The organism is Testudinibacter sp. P27/CKL/0425, assembly GCF_052931395.1.
In genome coordinates this window covers 2,447,772-2,465,215 of the sequence record NZ_CM128801.1, presented here as the reverse complement: position 1 = coordinate 2,465,215, position 17,444 = coordinate 2,447,772, and the positions used below count along the sequence as shown (strand labels likewise).

14 protein-coding genes and 1 pseudogene are annotated in these 17,444 nt (G+C 42.6%); 12 read left to right on the top strand and 3 right to left on the bottom strand.

All coding sequences use genetic code 11. The features are described 5' to 3' along the window. Positions 1-234: 234 nt before the first annotated feature. Positions 235-1,245, bottom strand: a complete 1,011-nt coding sequence (gene gapA / locus ACUHGC_RS12085; RefSeq protein ID WP_446833534.1) for a glyceraldehyde-3-phosphate dehydrogenase — start codon at positions 1,243-1,245, stop codon at positions 235-237. A 292-nt stretch (positions 1,246-1,537) separates the two neighbouring features. On the opposite strand from gapA, the gene msrB reads away from it, so the two are divergent. From msrB to dsbB, 3 genes are all read left to right on the top strand, one after another. Continuing rightward, complete coding sequence (msrB, locus tag ACUHGC_RS12080) at positions 1,538-1,930, top strand: peptide-methionine (R)-S-oxide reductase MsrB (RefSeq protein ID WP_446833533.1); 393 nt, start codon at positions 1,538-1,540, stop codon at positions 1,928-1,930. A 133-nt stretch (positions 1,931-2,063) separates the two neighbouring features. Further along, entirely contained in the window at positions 2,064-3,608 is a 1,545-nt protein-coding gene (gene nhaB, locus ACUHGC_RS12075) for a sodium/proton antiporter NhaB (protein WP_446833532.1), read from the top strand. 12 nt (positions 3,609-3,620) lie between these two features. After that, complete coding sequence (gene dsbB, locus ACUHGC_RS12070) at positions 3,621-4,157, top strand: disulfide bond formation protein DsbB (RefSeq protein WP_446833531.1); 537 nt, start codon at positions 3,621-3,623, stop codon at positions 4,155-4,157. Positions 4,158-4,214: 57 nt separating this feature from the next. On the opposite strand, the gene lpxH is transcribed toward dsbB, so the two are convergent. Then, positions 4,215-4,940 carry a UDP-2,3-diacylglucosamine diphosphatase gene (gene lpxH / locus ACUHGC_RS12065; protein WP_446833530.1) on the bottom strand — a complete coding sequence of 242 codons (726 nt, stop codon included), beginning with the start codon at positions 4,938-4,940 and terminating at the stop codon, positions 4,215-4,217. Positions 4,941-5,033: 93 nt separating this feature from the next. On the opposite strand from lpxH, the gene ACUHGC_RS12060 reads away from it, so the two are divergent. Then, on the top strand, positions 5,034-5,762 hold the full coding sequence (locus ACUHGC_RS12060; RefSeq protein ID WP_446833529.1) for a 1-acylglycerol-3-phosphate O-acyltransferase: 729 nt from the start codon (positions 5,034-5,036) through the stop codon (positions 5,760-5,762). A 13-nt stretch (positions 5,763-5,775) separates the two neighbouring features. After that, the gene (locus tag ACUHGC_RS12055; RefSeq protein ID WP_446833528.1) at positions 5,776-7,182 is read left to right on the top strand and encodes a multicopper oxidase domain-containing protein; all 1,407 of its coding nucleotides are present in this window, start codon (positions 5,776-5,778) and stop codon (positions 7,180-7,182) included. A gap of 147 nt (positions 7,183-7,329) precedes the next feature. Here the strand turns inward: ACUHGC_RS12055 and ACUHGC_RS12050 are convergent, their stop codons facing one another. Beyond that, positions 7,330-8,505 (bottom strand): FAD-dependent oxidoreductase, encoded by a 1,176-nt coding sequence (locus ACUHGC_RS12050; RefSeq protein ID WP_446833527.1) that lies wholly within the window; start codon positions 8,503-8,505, stop codon positions 7,330-7,332. A gap of 210 nt (positions 8,506-8,715) precedes the next feature. Between ACUHGC_RS12050 and miaB the strand changes: the two genes are divergently transcribed. The 7 genes and pseudogenes from miaB (at position 8,716) to alsE (ending at position 17,432) form a co-directional block, all read left to right on the top strand. Then, a complete protein-coding gene (gene miaB, locus ACUHGC_RS12045; RefSeq protein ID WP_446833526.1) occupies positions 8,716-10,146 on the top strand; it encodes a tRNA (N6-isopentenyl adenosine(37)-C2)-methylthiotransferase MiaB in 1,431 nt (476 codons plus the stop codon). Between the two features lie 210 nt (positions 10,147-10,356). Further along, positions 10,357-11,964 (top strand): annotated as a pseudogene (ggt, locus tag ACUHGC_RS12040) (gamma-glutamyltransferase); the annotation flags it as partial. Positions 11,965-12,058: 94 nt separating this feature from the next. Next, on the top strand, positions 12,059-12,916 hold the full coding sequence (gene alsR / locus ACUHGC_RS12035) for a transcriptional repressor AlsR (protein ID WP_446833525.1): 858 nt from the start codon (positions 12,059-12,061) through the stop codon (positions 12,914-12,916). 332 nt (positions 12,917-13,248) lie between these two features. Then, positions 13,249-14,187: a D-allose transporter substrate-binding protein gene (gene alsB / locus ACUHGC_RS12030; protein WP_446833524.1), complete on the top strand. Its 939-nt coding sequence runs from the start codon at positions 13,249-13,251 to the stop codon at positions 14,185-14,187. A gap of 62 nt (positions 14,188-14,249) precedes the next feature. Next, positions 14,250-15,800: a D-allose ABC transporter ATP-binding protein AlsA gene (gene alsA, locus ACUHGC_RS12025; RefSeq protein ID WP_446833523.1), complete on the top strand. Its 1,551-nt coding sequence runs from the start codon at positions 14,250-14,252 to the stop codon at positions 15,798-15,800. Further along, positions 15,790-16,734 (top strand): D-allose ABC transporter permease, encoded by a 945-nt coding sequence (gene alsC, locus ACUHGC_RS12020; protein ID WP_446833522.1) that lies wholly within the window; start codon positions 15,790-15,792, stop codon positions 16,732-16,734. The genes alsA and alsC overlap by 11 nt, the downstream gene beginning before the upstream one ends. Before the next feature lie 20 nt (positions 16,735-16,754). Further along, the gene (gene alsE, locus ACUHGC_RS12015) at positions 16,755-17,432 is read left to right on the top strand and encodes a D-allulose 6-phosphate 3-epimerase (RefSeq protein WP_446833521.1); all 678 of its coding nucleotides are present in this window, start codon (positions 16,755-16,757) and stop codon (positions 17,430-17,432) included. Positions 17,433-17,444: the final 12 nt, after the last annotated feature.

Here is a 17,444-nt window from a genome sequence, read left to right as displayed (position 1 = left end):
AAAAAATCTCACTTAACGCCTTATTCTATAAGGGATTAAGCGAGATTTCAGCCACATTTTTGTCTACTATGCCGAGGTTTTTTGTGCTTAAAGTAAGGCGTAATGTGAGCTGACGGATAGTCTTTCTTTCCGAACCGCACTTTAGGTTTATTTGGCAGAGAATCGAATCCTCAATCGACAGATAAAAAAATACCGCACTTGAAGTGCGGTATTTCATCACAACGGTCTGCTCAATTATTTAGCAATGTGAGCAACTAAGTCTAATACTTTGTTTGAGTAACCGGTTTCGTTGTCGTACCAAGAAACTAATTTAACGAAAGTGTCAGTCAATGCGATACCGGCGTCTGCATCAAATACAGACGTCAGCGCACAGCCGTTGAAATCAGTAGAAACTACAGCATCTTCAGTATAGCCTAATACGCCTTTCAATTCGCCATTGAATGTTTTACCTTCAGCCGCGTCTTTGATAGCTGCTTTGATTTGCTCGTATGAAGCTGCTTTTTCTAAGTTAACAGTCAAGTCAACCACAGAAACGTTTGGTGTAGGAACACGGAACGCCATACCGGTCAATTTACCGTTCAATGCAGGCAATACTTTACCTACCGCTTTAGCAGCACCGGTTGATGAAGGGATAATGTTTTGTGCCGCACCGCGACCGCCACGCCAGTCTTTCGCTGAAGGACCGTCAACAGTTTTTTGAGTTGCAGTGGTTGCGTGAACAGTGGTCATTAAACCGTCTTTGATGCCGAAAGTTTCATGGATAACGCGAGCCAAAGGCGCCAAGCAGTTAGTGGTGCATGATGCGTTAGAAACGATATCTTGACCTGCGTATTCGCTGAAGTTTACGCCACTAACAAACATTGGGGTGTTGTCTTTAGATGGACCGGTTAAAACAACTTTTTTAGCACCGGCAGTAATGTGTTTACGTGCGGTTTCATCAGTCAGGAACAGGCCGGTCGCTTCAACAGCGATATCAACACCGATTTCGTTCCATTTCAGATTTGCCGGATCACGTTCAGCTGTTACACGAATGCTTTTGCCGTTAACAACTAGGTTGCCGTCTTTCACTTCAACTGTGCCGTCGAAACGGCCGTGAGTTGAGTCGTATTTCAGCATATAAGCCATGTAGTCAACATCGATTAAGTCGTTGATACCAACAACTTCGATATCATCACGTTGTTGCGCTGCACGGAAAACAATACGACCGATACGGCCAAAACCATTAATACCAATTTTAATTGCCATGAGATTTTTACCCTTCATTAAGTTTAACAAAATTACTACATTTCGCTGCTATTTTGCCGAAAAACATTACATTTCGTAGTGTTTTCCTGCGTAATGGCAGTTTCATGTAACTCTGTGAAGTATATCACAGGTTTACCTCGCCCTGAAACAACAAATTATTGAGGCAAGTCAAGATAGCGGGAAAAATATAGCAGATAATGAAAAAGAGGTATAGAGGCAGAAAAATCAAGATATTTTGCCGTATTTTGTTTTAGAATGGCTTCAGTTTAGGAGATGAAATTTAAGGGAAAATATGAAAACCAAAGAACAACTCAGTGCGGAACAGCGGAGAATTTGTCTGGAACAGGGAACCGAGCGGCCGTTTAGCGGAAAATTATTGCAACAACAGAATGTCGGATTGTATCGCTGTTTATTGTGCGATTCGCCGCTTTTCTTTTCGGACACCAAATTTGATGCCGGCTGCGGCTGGCCGAGTTTTTATCAGGCGGTTTCGGATCAGGCGATTCGTTATTTGGATGATTACAGCCTGGCACGTCATCGCACCGAAATTCGCTGCGGGCATTGTGATTCTCATCTGGGACACGTTTTTGACGACGGTCCGCCGCCGACCGGTTTGCGCTTTTGCGTCAACTCGGTTTCGCTGATTTTTGAAGATCAAGCGAACGGAGAACGAATCGAAGGTTAGTTCGTTAAAATGTGATTTAGCTAGCATTTTTTTACATTCGCTCACAACGAACCTATCCTTTTGAGCAATCTTGATTACAATAGGCTTCAATTTATTATCATATTTAAATTAAAAAGCATTTCAGGACAAAAAAATGAATTATAGTCGTGCGATTTTGCGTAATTTTTTAGGGAAAACACCGGATTGGTATAAGCTGTGTATTGTCGGGTTTTTAATTATTAATCCGATTGTTTATTTTGTTATCAGCCCCTTTTGGGCTGGCTGGCTATTAGTCGCCGAGTTTATTTTTACCTTGGCAATGGCATTAAAATGTTATCCGTTGCAGGCAGGGGGATTGCTGGTTATTGAGGCGATTTTTATCGGCATGACCACGCCGCATCAAATTATGCACGAGGTAATGGCGAATATTGAAGTTCTGTTGCTGTTGATGTTTATGGTGGCGGGAATTTTCTTTATGAAGCAGTTGCTGCTGTTTATTTTCACCAAGTTATTATTGGGAATCCATTCTAAACTACGCCTTTCGCTGGCATTTTGTCTCTGTTCGGCGTTTTTATCCGCTTTTTTAGATGCGTTAACCGTGGTGGCGGTGATTATCAGCGTCGGCACCGGATTTTATGCGGTGTATCATAAAGTGGCGTCCGGTTATACCTTCGATGATAATTCCGACGATATTTTTAACGACCAAAAAATTGATATGTCGCGCAATACGTTGGAACAGTTTCGTAGTTTCTTACGCAGCCTAATGATGCACGCTGGAATCGGAACCGCACTTGGTGGGGTGATGACCATGGTTGGGGAACCACAAAACTTGATTATTGCTGCGCAATCCGGCTGGGGATTTGGTGAATTTTTCCTTCGAATGCTGCCGGTCACTTTGCCGGTGTTGATTTGCGGAACTTTAACTTGTGTTGCATTAGAACGCTTTAAAGTGTTCGGCTACGGACAACGCTTACCGCAAAAAGTGTGGGTGGTATTGGCTCGTTATGAACGCGAACAAGCCCGTAAACTGAGCGATCAGGATCGTGCGAAGTTGTATATTCAGGCATTAGTCGGAATCTGGCTGATTTGCGGCTTAGCCTTCCATTTGGCGGCGGTCGGTTTAATCGGTTTGAGCGTGATTATTCTGGCAACGGCATTCTGCGGCGTGACCGAGGAACACGCCTTAGGCAAAGCATTTCAAGACGCGCTGCCGTTTGCTTCCTTGTTGGTGGTGTTCTTTGCAGTGGTGTCAGTGATTATCGATCAAGGGTTATTCCAACCGATTATTCAATTCGTTTTGAATGCGTCAGAAGAAACGCAATTAGCGCTATTTTATATTTTTAACGGCTTGCTCTCAGCAATTTCCGATAACGTATTTGTCGGCACGGTATATATCAATGAAGCCAAAGCGGCACTCACGGCGGGCACTATTTCTCAGTCGCAATTTGAACTGATTGCCGTGGCGATTAACACCGGCACCAATCTGCCGTCGGTCGCGACGCCGAACGGACAAGCGGCGTTCTTATTCTTGCTGACTTCGTCATTTGCGCCATTAATTCGCTTATCTTATGGGCGAATGGTTTACATGGCTTTACCTTATACTATCGTTTTATCGCTAGTTGGGTTAATATCAGTAGAATTATTTTTACCGAAACTGATGCCTTGGTTTGAAAGTCTCGGTCTGCTTGTTACACCATAAGAAGGAAAGCGAATGTTCAGTTATTTAAAGCAAGCCTCGCTCAGTCGCGGCAGTTGGTTTTTGTTGCTGCTCTCTTGTATTGCATTTGAGGGCGCGGGCTTGTATTTTCAGCACGGCATGAAACTTGAACCCTGCGTGATGTGTATTTATGAACGGGTGGCGATTCTTGGAATTGCATTGGCGGCAATCATTGGAATGTTAGCACCGCGTTCGCTGCTGATTCGCTTACTGGCATTGGCAATCGGCTTGTTCAGTGCGGTGAAAGGCTTGTTGCTGGCGTTACAGCATACGGATTACCAACTTAATCCGGCACCGTGGAATCAATGTCCGTTGATGGTGGAATTTCCAACTACGTTGCCGTTAAACAAATGGCTGCCGCAAATGTTCGAAGCTTACGGCTCATGTAGCGAACTGCAATGGTCATTCCTGGGCTTCGCCATGCCGCAATGGCTGATTGTGGTGTTTGCCGCTTATATTTTGGTGTTAGGATTGGTGTTGATTAGCCAATTGAAACCAACTCGTTCACGCCACCGGAATTTATTTAAATAACCATAATATCAAGCGAATAAATGCTAAAGAGCGGTTTTCAAAACCGCTCTTTGTCTGTTATGCCTTAATTTCATCAAACTGATACCTGTTTTGTGTATAAACTAAAAATGGTGCGCTGTCGCGCCAATCGCCAAGCACGATTCGAGTAAAAGTGCGGTTTTCCGTATCAATTTGATGTGTTGCTTGTCGGTGGGTATGTCCATGAATCAGTTGAGTTACGTTAAAGTGTTGTATGATTTTCACCACAAAATCCGGATTAACGTCCATGATCTCGGCGCGCTTTTCCGTTTTTTGTTTCTGGCTTTTACGGCGGATTTTATTGGCAATCCATAAGCGAATCCATAACGGCAAACACAAAAAGATCCGCTGCCGCCAGCGAGTATGAACTTTCTTGCGATATTGCTGATAATTCAGATCGTCAGTGCACAGCGTATCGCCATGGCATAATAATGTTGGCGCGCCGTATAAATCGATCACATGATAATCACCTAATAGCACCAGACCGCACTTTTGTGCAAAACGTATACCAAGTAAGAAATCGCGGTTGCCGTGCTGAAAATAAACCTGAATACCGCGTTCGGTTAGGCGTTTAATTTCTGCTTGCACCAGTTGTGCAAGGGCGGAGTTTTCATCATCGCCAATCCAAAAATCAAACAGATCACCTAAAATATATAACGCTTCCCCTTGCACGGCTTCTTCGCGCATAAATCGGGTGAAAAGTGCGGTTAAGTGCGGTTGCTGCTCGCTTAAATGTAGATCGGCAATAAAATAGGTTTTTGTCATGTTTTCGGTCTATTTTTATTGGAATTATGCTGATTTGATACACATATTTTGCTATTTTCGCTATACTCTAGCAAAATTTTTAGGAATGTGTCTATGTTATTATTTTTGCGTGCTGTTGCGGTGATTTTCGTCGCACTTTTAATCTGTATCTTAGGAACGATTTATTCGCTTATCCGTTTTAAAAACCCAAGCAATGTCGGCGTGGTCGCGCGTTGGTTTGGGCGCCTGCATCCGTTATTTGGCATTGAAGTCGAACACCGTTTTGCGCCGAATGCAGACAATAACGGGTCGTGTATTTATATCGGTAACCACCAAAATAACTATGATATGGTGACGATGGCTTATATGGTCAGACCGCGAACTGTGAGCGTAGGTAAAAAAAGCTTGGCGTTTATTCCGTTTTTCGGGCTACTTTATTGGGCAAGTGGCAATATCTTGCTTGATCGTGACAATAAAAGCAAAGCGCACTCGACCATGGGCGAGTTAGCAAAACGGATCAATCAAGATAAGGTATCGATCTGGATGTTCCCGGAAGGCACGCGCAGCCGTGGTCGCGGGTTGCTGCCATTTAAAACCGGGGCGTTCCATGCGGCAGTTGCGGCGGGCGTGCCGATTGTGCCGGTGTGCTGCAGCAATTTGCACAATAAAATTGATTTGAACCGTTGGGACAACGGCAAAGTGATTTGTGAAATGTTGCCGCCAATTGACACCTCTGGTTACAACCGTGAAAACGTACGCGAACTGATGAATCATTGCCATGCGGTGATGAAACAGAAAATTGAGCAACTTGATCAAGAAATTGCACAATCCACCAAGGCTTAAACGGCAGGCTCAGATGAAACCCGATTTATCTCGTCGAAAATTACTGAAAAACGCCGGCCTGCTGGGAGCAAGTGCGGTTTGCCCGCCGCTGGCGATAGCCGCCGGCAAGCAGCCGTTGCATATTCCGCCATTGTTGGACATTGGACGCGGTCGTCCGGTGTTGCTGACAATGGGAAGCAGCAATCGGGTGTTTGATCACAATAAAAAAGTTGAGGCTTGGGGATTTAACGGCTTGTATCTCGGTCCGACGATTCGTTGTAAGCAAGGCGATTTCGTTCGTCTGAACTATAGTAACCAGCTGCCGCAGGCGGTTTCGCTCAGCTTGCAGGGCTTGCAGGTGAGTGGAGAATTGTATGGCGGTATCGGGCGACAGTTTCAGCCGTCCGCCTCGTGGTCGCCGATTGTGCCGATTACTCAACCCGCAGCAACTTGCTGGTATCATGCCGATACCTTGGCGCATTCCGCCTATCAGGTGTATCGCGGCTTAGTGGGAATGTGGTTGATTGATGACGCCGAAAGCCGCAAAGCCAATTTGCCGAATAAATACGGGATTAATGATATTCCATTAATTTTACAAGATTTAAGTTTGAACAGTCAGGGTGAACAGCTGTTCAACTTGAATCAACAACACTTTTTGGGCAACCGACTGTTCGTTAACGGCGGTGAAGCGCCTTATCTCAATGTGGCGCGTGACTGGGTGCGGCTGCGCATTTTGAACGCTTCGGTTTCCCGTAGTTACCAATTAAGTCTTGATGACGGACGCAGCTTGTTTGTGCTGGCAGGCAGTCTCGGCTTCTTGCCGCAACTGCGCGAAGTGCGGTCAGTATTTGTGCCGCCGGGCGAACGAATTGAGATACTGGTTGATCTGAATGAAGGCGGCAATGTGTCGTTGATCAGCGGCGAAAAACGCGGCTTTTTGGATTCATTGACCGCTTGGTTTGCCGATGATGACGAGCTTGTGGATAACACCGTGTTGGAGCTGCGTCCTGACGGCTTGCTTTCGGTGTTTAATCAAAAACCGGATTTTCAGCGCGCGGAGCAACTTTCGCATCAGGTGGAGGTGGCGCAGCAGCGTGACTTTGTGATTGATGTGGATAACGCCTTAATCAACCGCCAAAAATTTGATCCGCGCCGTATTGATGTGAATGCGAAATTAGGTTCGTATGAACGTTGGAATTTAACCGCCACTTCGCCAATTGGCTTTAGCGTGCAAGGGGCGAGATTCATGTTGGAATCATTTAACGGGCAATTGGTGGATGCTTCACAATTAAGCTGGCGAGATACCGTGTGGTTGAACGGCAATATTTCATTGCTGGTGAAATTTGATCATGCCTCGTCGAATAATTATCCTTTCACCTTTGGCAGCAGTGATTTAATGTTGGCGGATAAAGGCTGTATGGGTATGTTGGTGGTGCAGTAACGGTTCATCACATTGCGGACTGACGTTTTACTCTGAAATGTAAGTGGGCTGGCAAGCCCACACTACAGTTGAAAGAGAAAAATCAGTCGCGCCATCGGCAAAACCCGATCGTTAAATCACAACCAACCGAGAATAACCAGCGCCCAGCTACAAGCCTAACGCATACTTCAACGCTTGCTTTTTCAGCGGTGTTGCCTTATCCACCGCCAATAACGCCAAATTACGTGCGATTTTTAGCGGCAGCAGATCGTGCTTAAAACCTTTATAAAACAGATCCATGCCGCTTTGCATCAACAGATTATCAGGCTTGCGCAACCGCTGATAGCGCGCTAACACCGCAGGATTATGAATAGCCTGACCGCACTTTTGTGCCTCAGCAACCACGGATAAAAACACGTTCACATCTTTAAAGCCCAAATTCACCCCTTGCCCTGCTAACGGGTTAATGGTGTGCGCCGCATCGCCCAACAGCACAATGCCGTTTTTCACATACGCTTGCGCATGGCGGCGCGTCAGTGGAAACGCCGCGGTGCTGCGGCTTTTCACGCTGCCTAAACGAGCAGGGAATGCGCTGGCAATGGCGTGATCGAGTTTATCTAATGACAGTTGTTGCAGCTGGCGAATTCGCTCAGGGCTGTCGTACCACACCAAACAACCTTGATTGCCCAACAGCGGCAAAAAGGCACGAGGGCCACTCGGGAAAAACTGCTGCCAAGTGGCATCTTGCTGCTCAAGTGCGGTTTCAACTAAAATTAACAAGCAGCTTTGGCGATATTGCCAGCCCGTCAGCCCAATGCCAGCCAGTGGACGAAGTTGAGAATTTGCCCCGTCGCAGGCTAACAACAACGGCGCAGTGTATTGTTCGCCATTCGTTAGGGTGATCTGCCAGTGATCGTCATCGCATTTTTCAATCTGCTGAATGTCCGTGCCGACACTGCAACTCAAATTCGGGTAATGACTAAATTGCTGCCACAACCCAAGTTGCAGCACATTGTTTTCCACCATATAACCTAATTCAGGCAAATTCAGATCCTCGGCGGAAAAACGGGTGGAAAAGCCGTCAATTTCCCACGTTTCCAAATGACGATACGGGCAAACGCGCATCTGTTTGATGCTTTGCCACGCTTGTAACTGCTGAAGAAGTGCGACTGACGCGGCGCTGATCGCAGAAATGCGAATATCGTACGGCTGTTCAGGGGCAAAGTGCGGTAGTGGAGCGCGTTCAATTAAATGCACCTTCACACCCAATTGCGCCAACCCTAGCGCAGCCGCCGAGCCAACCATGCCGCCGCCGACAATGATCACCGCTTGTTGATGTTGCATATCCGCCCCTTACCGTCTGATTGAATTGCGGTTTATTCTACTCGCAGCACGCCATTTTCTAAAGTAAATCACAAATAAAATCGCTTTTTACTGGTCAGCAATCATGCAAATCGGTAGAATAGCGCGGCTTGAACTCATGGCAACATGAGCCTCACCCTTAATCTTAACTATTAGTGCGGTCGATAACCGCGTCCTAACGAAGAACGAATCATGACACAAAAATTACACATTAAAACCTGGGGCTGCCAGATGAACGAATACGATTCATCAAAAATGGCGGATTTATTAAATAGCACGCACGGCTTTGAATTAACCGAAAATGCCGATGAAGCCGATGTGCTGCTGCTGAATACCTGCTCGATCCGTGAAAAAGCACAAGAGAAAGTGTTTCACCAATTGGGGCGCTGGAAAGATCTGAAAAAATCCAACCCGAATTTAGTGATCGGCGTGGGCGGCTGTGTGGCATCTCAGGAGGGCGCGCACATTCGTGATCGCGCGCCGTATGTGGATATTATTTTTGGACCACAAACTCTGCACCGCTTGCCTGAAATGTTGAACCAAATTCGCGGCGGCAAAAGTTCAGTCGTAGATGTCAGCTTCCCTGAAATTGAAAAATTTGACCGTTTGCCAGAGCCAAAAGCTGAAGGCCCAACCGCATTTGTCTCCATTATGGAAGGCTGCAACAAATATTGTTCATTCTGCGTGGTGCCTTACACCCGTGGCGAAGAGGTGAGCCGCCCTGTTGATGACGTGCTGTTTGAAATCGCACAACTCGCTGCACAAGGCGTGCGTGAAGTGAACCTATTGGGGCAAAACGTGAACGCTTACCGTGGGGCAACTTTTGACGGCGGCATTTGTACTTTCGCTGAATTATTGCGTCTGGTGGCATCAATTGACGGCATTGACCGCTTGCGTTTCACCACCAGCCACCCGATTGAATTTACTGATGACATTGTAGATGTGTACCGTGATACGCCTGAATTGGTGAGTTTCTTACACTTGCCGGTACAAAGCGGTTCTGATCGCGTGTTAACGATGATGAAACGTAACCATACCGCACTGGAGTACAAAGCGATTATCCGCAAACTACGCCAAGTGCGCCCAGAGATTCAAATTAGCTCCGATTTTATCGTGGGCTTCCCGGGGGAAACCACGGAAGATTTCCAGCAAACGATGGATTTGATCGCACAAGTAAATTTCGACATGAGTTTCAGCTTCATCTACTCCGCACGGCCCGGCACGCCAGCGGCAGATATGCTAGATGATGTGAGCGAAGACGAGAAGAAAGAGCGGTTATATTTGCTACAACAACGCATCACCCAACAAGCTATGCAGTTCAGCCGTAAAATGCTCGGCACGGAACAACGCGTGTTAGTGGAAGGCCCATCGAAAAAAGATGTGATGGAACTGACAGGCAGAACCGAAACCAACCGCATTGTGAATTTCGCTGGCACGCCAGACATGATTGGCAAATTTGTGGATATTAAAATCACCGACGTGTGGACCAACTCGCTGCGTGGCGATGTGGTGCGCACCGAAGATCAAATGGGCTTGCGCGTGCAACAAAGCCCACAAAGCGTGATCCAACGCACCCGCCAAGAAGATGAACTGGGCGTGGGGCAGTATGTGGTGAATTTGTAACATCATTTGATAATCATAAAAACCCTTTTGTTATGAAGCTAGCAAAAGGGTTTTTTAATAATTACCGGTTATTTTTATAAATTATTCATCAAATTAAATTTTAATATAAAAAATATTTATCAATTATTGCTTTTTAAGATTTGAATGCTATTGTGAAAGAGATATTAAATTTACAGTCATTTGAAACTTTAATACATAAGGAGCATTTTGATGAAATTCAATAAATCTTTCCTGATTACCTCACTCACACTCTCCGTATTTAGTGCCTCGATTACGGCGCCAGCCTTTGCTGCGAACGTGATCCCGACTCAAAGCCAACAGGCGTCGATTCGCTATGATCAGAGCATGGATATTTTTCATCCTGTGTATGCGGCAAATGGCATGGTAGCGACTGAGCAAGCATTAGCGACTCAGGTCGGGCTGGATATCCTAAAGCAAGGCGGCAATGCGATTGACGCGGCGGTTGCGGTTGGGTTTGCATTGGCGGTGGTGTTGCCGAATGCCGGCAATATCGGCGGTGGCGGTTTTATGGTGGTGTATGATGCCAAGAGTAAGCAAAGCATTGCACTGCACTGGATTTCCGCGAAATGGCGCCGTTAAAAGCTACTCGGGATATGTATTTAGACAAAGATGGCAATGTGGTTGACGGCAAATCGTTGTTCACGCACTTTGCTGTCGGCGTGCCGGGAACGGTTGCAGGCATGGAGCACGCATTGAAAAAATGGGGCACCATGTCTTTGGCACAGGTGATCGCGCCTTCAATTGAGCTAGCAGAAAAAGGATTTGTGGTGAGTGATACCCTGGGGCAAACGATTGCCACAGAAAAAGAGAATCTCGGCAAATGGCAGGATAGCAAGGCGATTTTCTTTAAAGGTGACGAGCCGTTAGGCGTTGGCGATCTGCTAGTGCAAAAAGATTTAGCTAACTCGTTGCGTTTGATTAGCGAGCAAGGCGCCAGTGCATTTTATCAGGGTGAGATCGCACAAAAAATTGTGGCTGAAATGGAAAAACATGGCGACTTGATTACTTTAGAAGATATGAAAAATTATCAAACGGTCGAACGCCAACTGATTGAGGGAGAATATCGTGGTTATAAAGTAGTCACCATGCCTCCGCCAAGCTCCGGCGGGATCCATTTAGTACAAATTTTAAATATTTTAGAACGTTACCCGCTGCAAGAGTATGGGCAAAATAGTGCCAAATCCATTCGCCATTATGCGGAAGCCATGAAACTGGCGTATGCCGATCGTTCCGAATATTTAGGCGATCCGGATTTTGTCAACATTCCGGTGAAAGGGTTGGTATCGAAAAAATATGCCGATGAATTGGCGACCACCATTAAAGCCGACAGCATTCGCCCTTCGGCGGAGATCAAACCGGGAAAACCGCATCCTTATGAAAGCGATCAAACCACGCATTATTCGATTATGGATAAAGCCGGTAATGCGGTGGCGGTAACCTATACCTTAAACTTAAATTTCGGCAGCGGTATTGTTGCCGAAGGCACTGGAATTTTGCTGAATAATGAAATGGATGATTTCTCAGCCAAACCGGGTGTGCCAAATGCGTTCGGCTTGATTGGCGGCGATGCCAATGCTGTGGCAGCAAAAAAACGTCCGTTATCCTCGATGACACCAACGATCGTGATGAAAGACGATAAACCGTGGTTGGTCACAGGAAGCCCGGGCGGCGCGCGGATTATCACAACGGTATTGCAAGCAAAGCATCGTGAATACCATTGATTATGGTATGAATCCGGCGGAAGCGATTATGGTGCCGCGAGTGCATCACCAATGGCTGCCGGACGAAATCCGCATCACATATAAATTTTTGTGAGGTAGTTCTAGGAATCAAGCCCAGTTAAGTGTTATAAATAAAATAACAGCCAGAAATTTTCATGGAGATTACATAGTTGAACAGTAAAAAATCTGAATCACTAATTCCACAAATCAGAATGATTCAAGAAAATATGACCTCTTCTGAACAGAAAATTGTGGAGTGGCTACTGAATCCAAAAAATTTAACAAACAAAACCGCACTTCATACGGTTGCCAAAAGTCTTTCGGTTTCAGAGGCTTTGGTCGTTAAAGTTGCAAAATTATTAGGTTTTAGTGGCTTCCGTGATTTAAGAGCTAATTTATCGCGCTATTTTCATGATAAAAATACAATTGATATTGAGCTGTCAGAACATAATACGGTTCATGAGCTGGTGCATAAAGTCTTTGATATTTCGTTACAGACTATCAAAGAAGGTAAATCGATAATTGATTCTAAAGTAATAGAGGAGGCGGCAAAACATTTTTTTTATGCCAAAAATCGAGATTTATATGCCGCCGGTGGTTCTAACACCGTTACAGACGATATTGCTCACAAATTTTTAAGGCTAGGAATTCGTTGTAATACATACCGAGATATTCATTTGATGATGATGTCAGCTTCAATGTTAAGTGGCGAGGATGTTGTGCTTGTGGTATCGCATTCAGGCAAAACGAGCGACTTATTAGAAGCAGTCAGTGTAGCAAGACGAAATGGCGCAAAAATTATATGTATTACAAATAGTTACACTTCACCAATTGCAGAGTTATCTGATTTTGTTATCTGTACCCCGGCGCCTGATACACCATTATTAGGCAAAAATGCATCTGCGCGCATTCTCCAGTTAATTCTTGTCGATGCCTTTTTTGTTTCTGTAGCATTGCAGAATATGGCATTTTCAGAAGTGAATTTAGAGAAAACACTTCATATTACAGACTATTTCCGTCAGAAATAGATGATCATCTTAAGTTTATTATCATATCAATCAATACCTAAAGATAAATTGAATCTCATTCAATATTGGGAATTACTTATTTTTCAAATTGTTATATAAAATTCATCTAATCATATCCACCGTTAAAATCAGTCCTTCTCGAAAAAAACTTCACAAAAAACATTATACCGTGAAGTTGATCGCTTTTTTTAATCGATTTTAGTGCTATAAATACGAACATCTGTACAGAATCACATCAGCCGTAAAGTATGAGTGGTGAGTTCAGTGATTGGCATTATCTCTGTTCAGATTAAAACTTGACAGGTATTGGTAACTAAAAATGAGGACGAATCATGAAAAAGAACTTTAGAGTAATTGCTTCCTGTTTAGCTATTTTAGGAATGGCATTTTCTATGGCGGCAAAAGCTGCTGATTATGCAGTGATTTTGAAAACACTGTCTAATCCTTTTTGGGTTGAAATGAAACAGGGGATTGAAGAAGAAGCGCAAAAATTAGATGTGACGGTAGATATCTTTGCCTCCCCTTCGGAAGGAGACTATCAATCACAATTACAACTTTTCGAAGATTTGATCAATAAAGGATATAAGGGGATCGCGTTTGCGCCTTTATCGCCAGCAAATTTGGTCATGCCTGCCGCTAAAGCCTACCGGCAAGGAATTTATTTGGTGAATCTTGATGAAAAGGCCGATCTAGATAATTTACGTAAAGCAAAGGGGAACGTTGAGGCATTTATTACAACAGATAATGTTGCTGTTGGGGCAAAAGCGGCTCAGTTTATTGTAGATAGATTAGGAGAGCAAGGCGGAGAAGTTGCAATTATTGAGGGAAAAGCAGGAAATGCTTCAGGTGAGGCTCGTCGGCGTGGGGCAACTGAAGTTTTTGAAAAGAACCCTCAAATTAAATTAGTAGCAAGTCAGCCTGCAGATTGGGACAGAATTAAAGCACTAGATGTTGCGACGAATGTTTTGTCTCGCAATACCGGCATAAAAGCATTTTATGCAGCTAATGACACAATGGCAATGGGAGCTGCTCAAGCTGTAATTAATGCTGGAAAGCTTGATTCCGTATTAGTGGTTGGTACTGATGGAGTGCCTGAAGCTAAAAAAATGGTTGAGGAAGGAAAATTAACTGCAACTATCGCACAAAACCCAGCCGAAATCGGGGCTAAAGGATTGGTGATATTAGTCGATGCTGTTAAAAGCGGAAAACAAATCCCTGTAGAACAAGAACCTAATTTTGAAACGATTGATTCAATTTTAGTTACTAAATAAATCTTTTATTAAAAAATGGGGATAGTCATTATCCCCATCCCCTACTTCTAAGCGAGGTTTTTATGAATGAATTATTAGTCAGTATGAAGGGGATATCTAAGAATTTTGGTATGGTTAGAGCATTAAAACATGTTGATATTGATATTTATACCCATGAGATTCATGCTTTATTAGGTGAGAATGGAGCAGGAAAATCAACTTTAATGAAAGTTCTATCCGGTATCCATAAGCCAACATCTGGAAAAATAACTATACAAGAAAGTGAATATGAATATTTAGATCATAAGATCGCATCTGAATTAGGTATCGGAATTATTTATCAAGAGCTTAGTCTTATTGATGAGCTTACAGTATTAGAAAACTTATATATAGGAAGATTATTATATAAAAAAATCTTTGGCATTCCTGTTATTGATTGGAAAACAATGCGTGTTCAGGCAGCAATTATCCTTCTAAGATTAGGGATTAAAGTTGATTTAAATCAGAAGGTTTCAGAGCTTTCAATATCTTATAAGCAAATGATTGAGATCGCTAAAGTACTGATCTCTGATGTAAATATTATTATTATGGATGAACCTACCTCATCCTTGACTAATTCGGAAATTGAATATCTATTTTTAATAATGAATCAATTGAGAAAGGATGGTAAGGCTATTATTTATATTTCGCATAAATTAAATGAAATAAGAAAGATATGTGATAGATATACAGTGTTAAAAGATGGTGAAAGTATTACATCTGGAATGATTAAAGATGTGACTAATGCAGATATAATAAGATTGATGGTTGGAAGGGAATTGCAATCTCATTTTAAACAAGTTCATAGAAGTGAAGTAGATAATGATGTTGTTTTTGAGGTGAGAAATTTAACTGGAAAGAATAAAAAGCAAGTTAATGATATCTCTTTTTTATTGAATAAAGGAGAGATTTTAGGATTTGCTGGATTGGTTGGGGCTGGAAGAACAGAATTAATGAATTGTATTTTTGGTGTTGACAAAAAAACAAAAGGAGAAGTTTATTTAAATAATGAAAAAATAACACCAACATCTCCATTTGACGCAGTAAAAAAAGGAATGGCATATATTACAGAAAGTAGGCGAGAAAATGGATTCTTTCCTAATTTTACTATAAATAAGAATATTGCACTTTCCAAAAGTCTAAAAGATGGTGGCTTTAAGGGGGCTTTTGGCACTTTTAATACAAAGAATGAGATTAAATTAGCAGAGAAACAAAAGACAGCATTATCAATAAAGTGTTCGTCTATTGAACAAAATATCACGGAGTTATCTGGAGGGAATCAACAAAAAGTCATTATTGCTAAATGGATGGCTTGCGAACCTAAAGTTATTATATTTGATGAGCCAACAAGAGGAATCGATGTTGGAGCTAAGGCAGAAATATATAAAATAATGAGAGAGTTAGCAAATGATGGAAAGGCAATATTGATGGTGTCATCAGAGTTACCTGAAATAATGTCAGTATGTGATAGGGTTGCAGTATTTAGAGAGGGTAAAATATCAGCCATATTAGATAATGATGATAGATTGACAGAGGAATTAATTATGAGTTGGGCACTGCCAGATGGAGAAGGAGTTACTTTCAATGAAAAATAAATTTAATTTCCCTGAGTTTTGGGAGCAATATGGAACATTTTTTATACTTGCAATTATTGTTGTTATTTTTGGTTCTATTTCTCCGCAATACTTTTTAACTGGAAATAATATTCAGCAAATATTTGTTCAAAGCTCAGTAACAGTATTAATCGGTATGGGAGAGTTCTTCGCTATTCTGATTGCAGGAATTGATTTATCTGTTGGTGCAATCTTAGCGTTATCAGGTATGGTGACAGCTAAATTAATGTTAGCGGGCTTTGATCCCTTATGGGCATCTGTTATTGGTGGTGTTTTCGTCGGAGGCGGGTTAGGCGCTATTAATGGGTTATTAGTGAATTATACTGGATTACACCCTTTTATTATTACATTGGGAACCAATGCGATTTTTCGTGGTATGACATTAGTTATTTCTGATGCTAATTCAGTATACGGTTTTTCTTTTGAATTTGTTGATTTCTTTGCACAGAGTGTAATAGGTATTCCTGTCCCTGTCATATTTGCGATTGTCATTGCGATATTTCTATGGTTTTTAACAACTAAAATGCGATTAGGTCGAAATATTTATGCATTAGGCGGAAATAAAGAGTCAGCCTATTATTCAGGTATTGATGTTAAATTTCATACCTTAGCTGTATTTATTATTTCAGGAATATGTGCTGGATTAGCTGGAGTTGTATCAACTGCCAGATTAGGCGCCGCAGAACCATTAGCGGGAGTTGGGTTTGAAACTTATGCAATTGCAAGCGCAATTATTGGTGGCACAAGCTTCTTTGGTGGTAAAGGTAGAATTTTCTCAGTTGTAATTGGCGGCTTGATAATTGGAACTATTAATAATGGTTTGAATATTCTTCAAGTGCAAACCTATTACCAACTTGTTGTAATGGGTGGATTAATTATTGCTGCGGTAGCTTTAGATAGATTGATAAGTCGTTAATTTTAATAGTAGAGGGATTTATGAATAAAAACATTTTAATTTCACCATCCTTAATGTGCATGGATTTAGTTAAATTTAAAGAGCAAATTGAATTTTTAGATAAAAAAGTTGGATATTTTCATATTGATATTATGGATGGACACTATGTTCCTAATATTACATTATCTCCATTTTTTGTTAGTCAGGTGAATAAAATTTCGACAAGCCCTTTGGATTGCCATCTTATGGTAACGAATCCTGAAAACTATATTGATGACTTAGCTGCTGCAGGTTGCGATATGGTGACCGTCCATGTAGAGACGATCTCCGGTCAAGCATTTAGGCTATTTGAAAAAATTAGAAATTTAGGAATGAAAGTCGGTTTGATATTTAATCCTGAAACATCAATTGAGTTTGCCAAATACTATCTACATAAAGTCGATAAAGTTACAGTATTGACTGTCGATCCTGGGTTTGCAGGACAGTCCTTTATTCCCGAAATGCTAACCAAAATCACTGAACTTAAAGAATTCAGAGAGAATAATAGCTTATCTTATGAAATCGAGATAGACGGTTCTTGCAATCCAAATACTTATGAAATACTGATTAATGCTGGTGCAGATGTATTGATTGTGGGTACATCGGGGCTATTCAATAACGATCCAAACATTGAAAAAGCATGGAATATGATGCAAGAAAATCTATCACAATATTGCTAGGTTTGGAGGCAG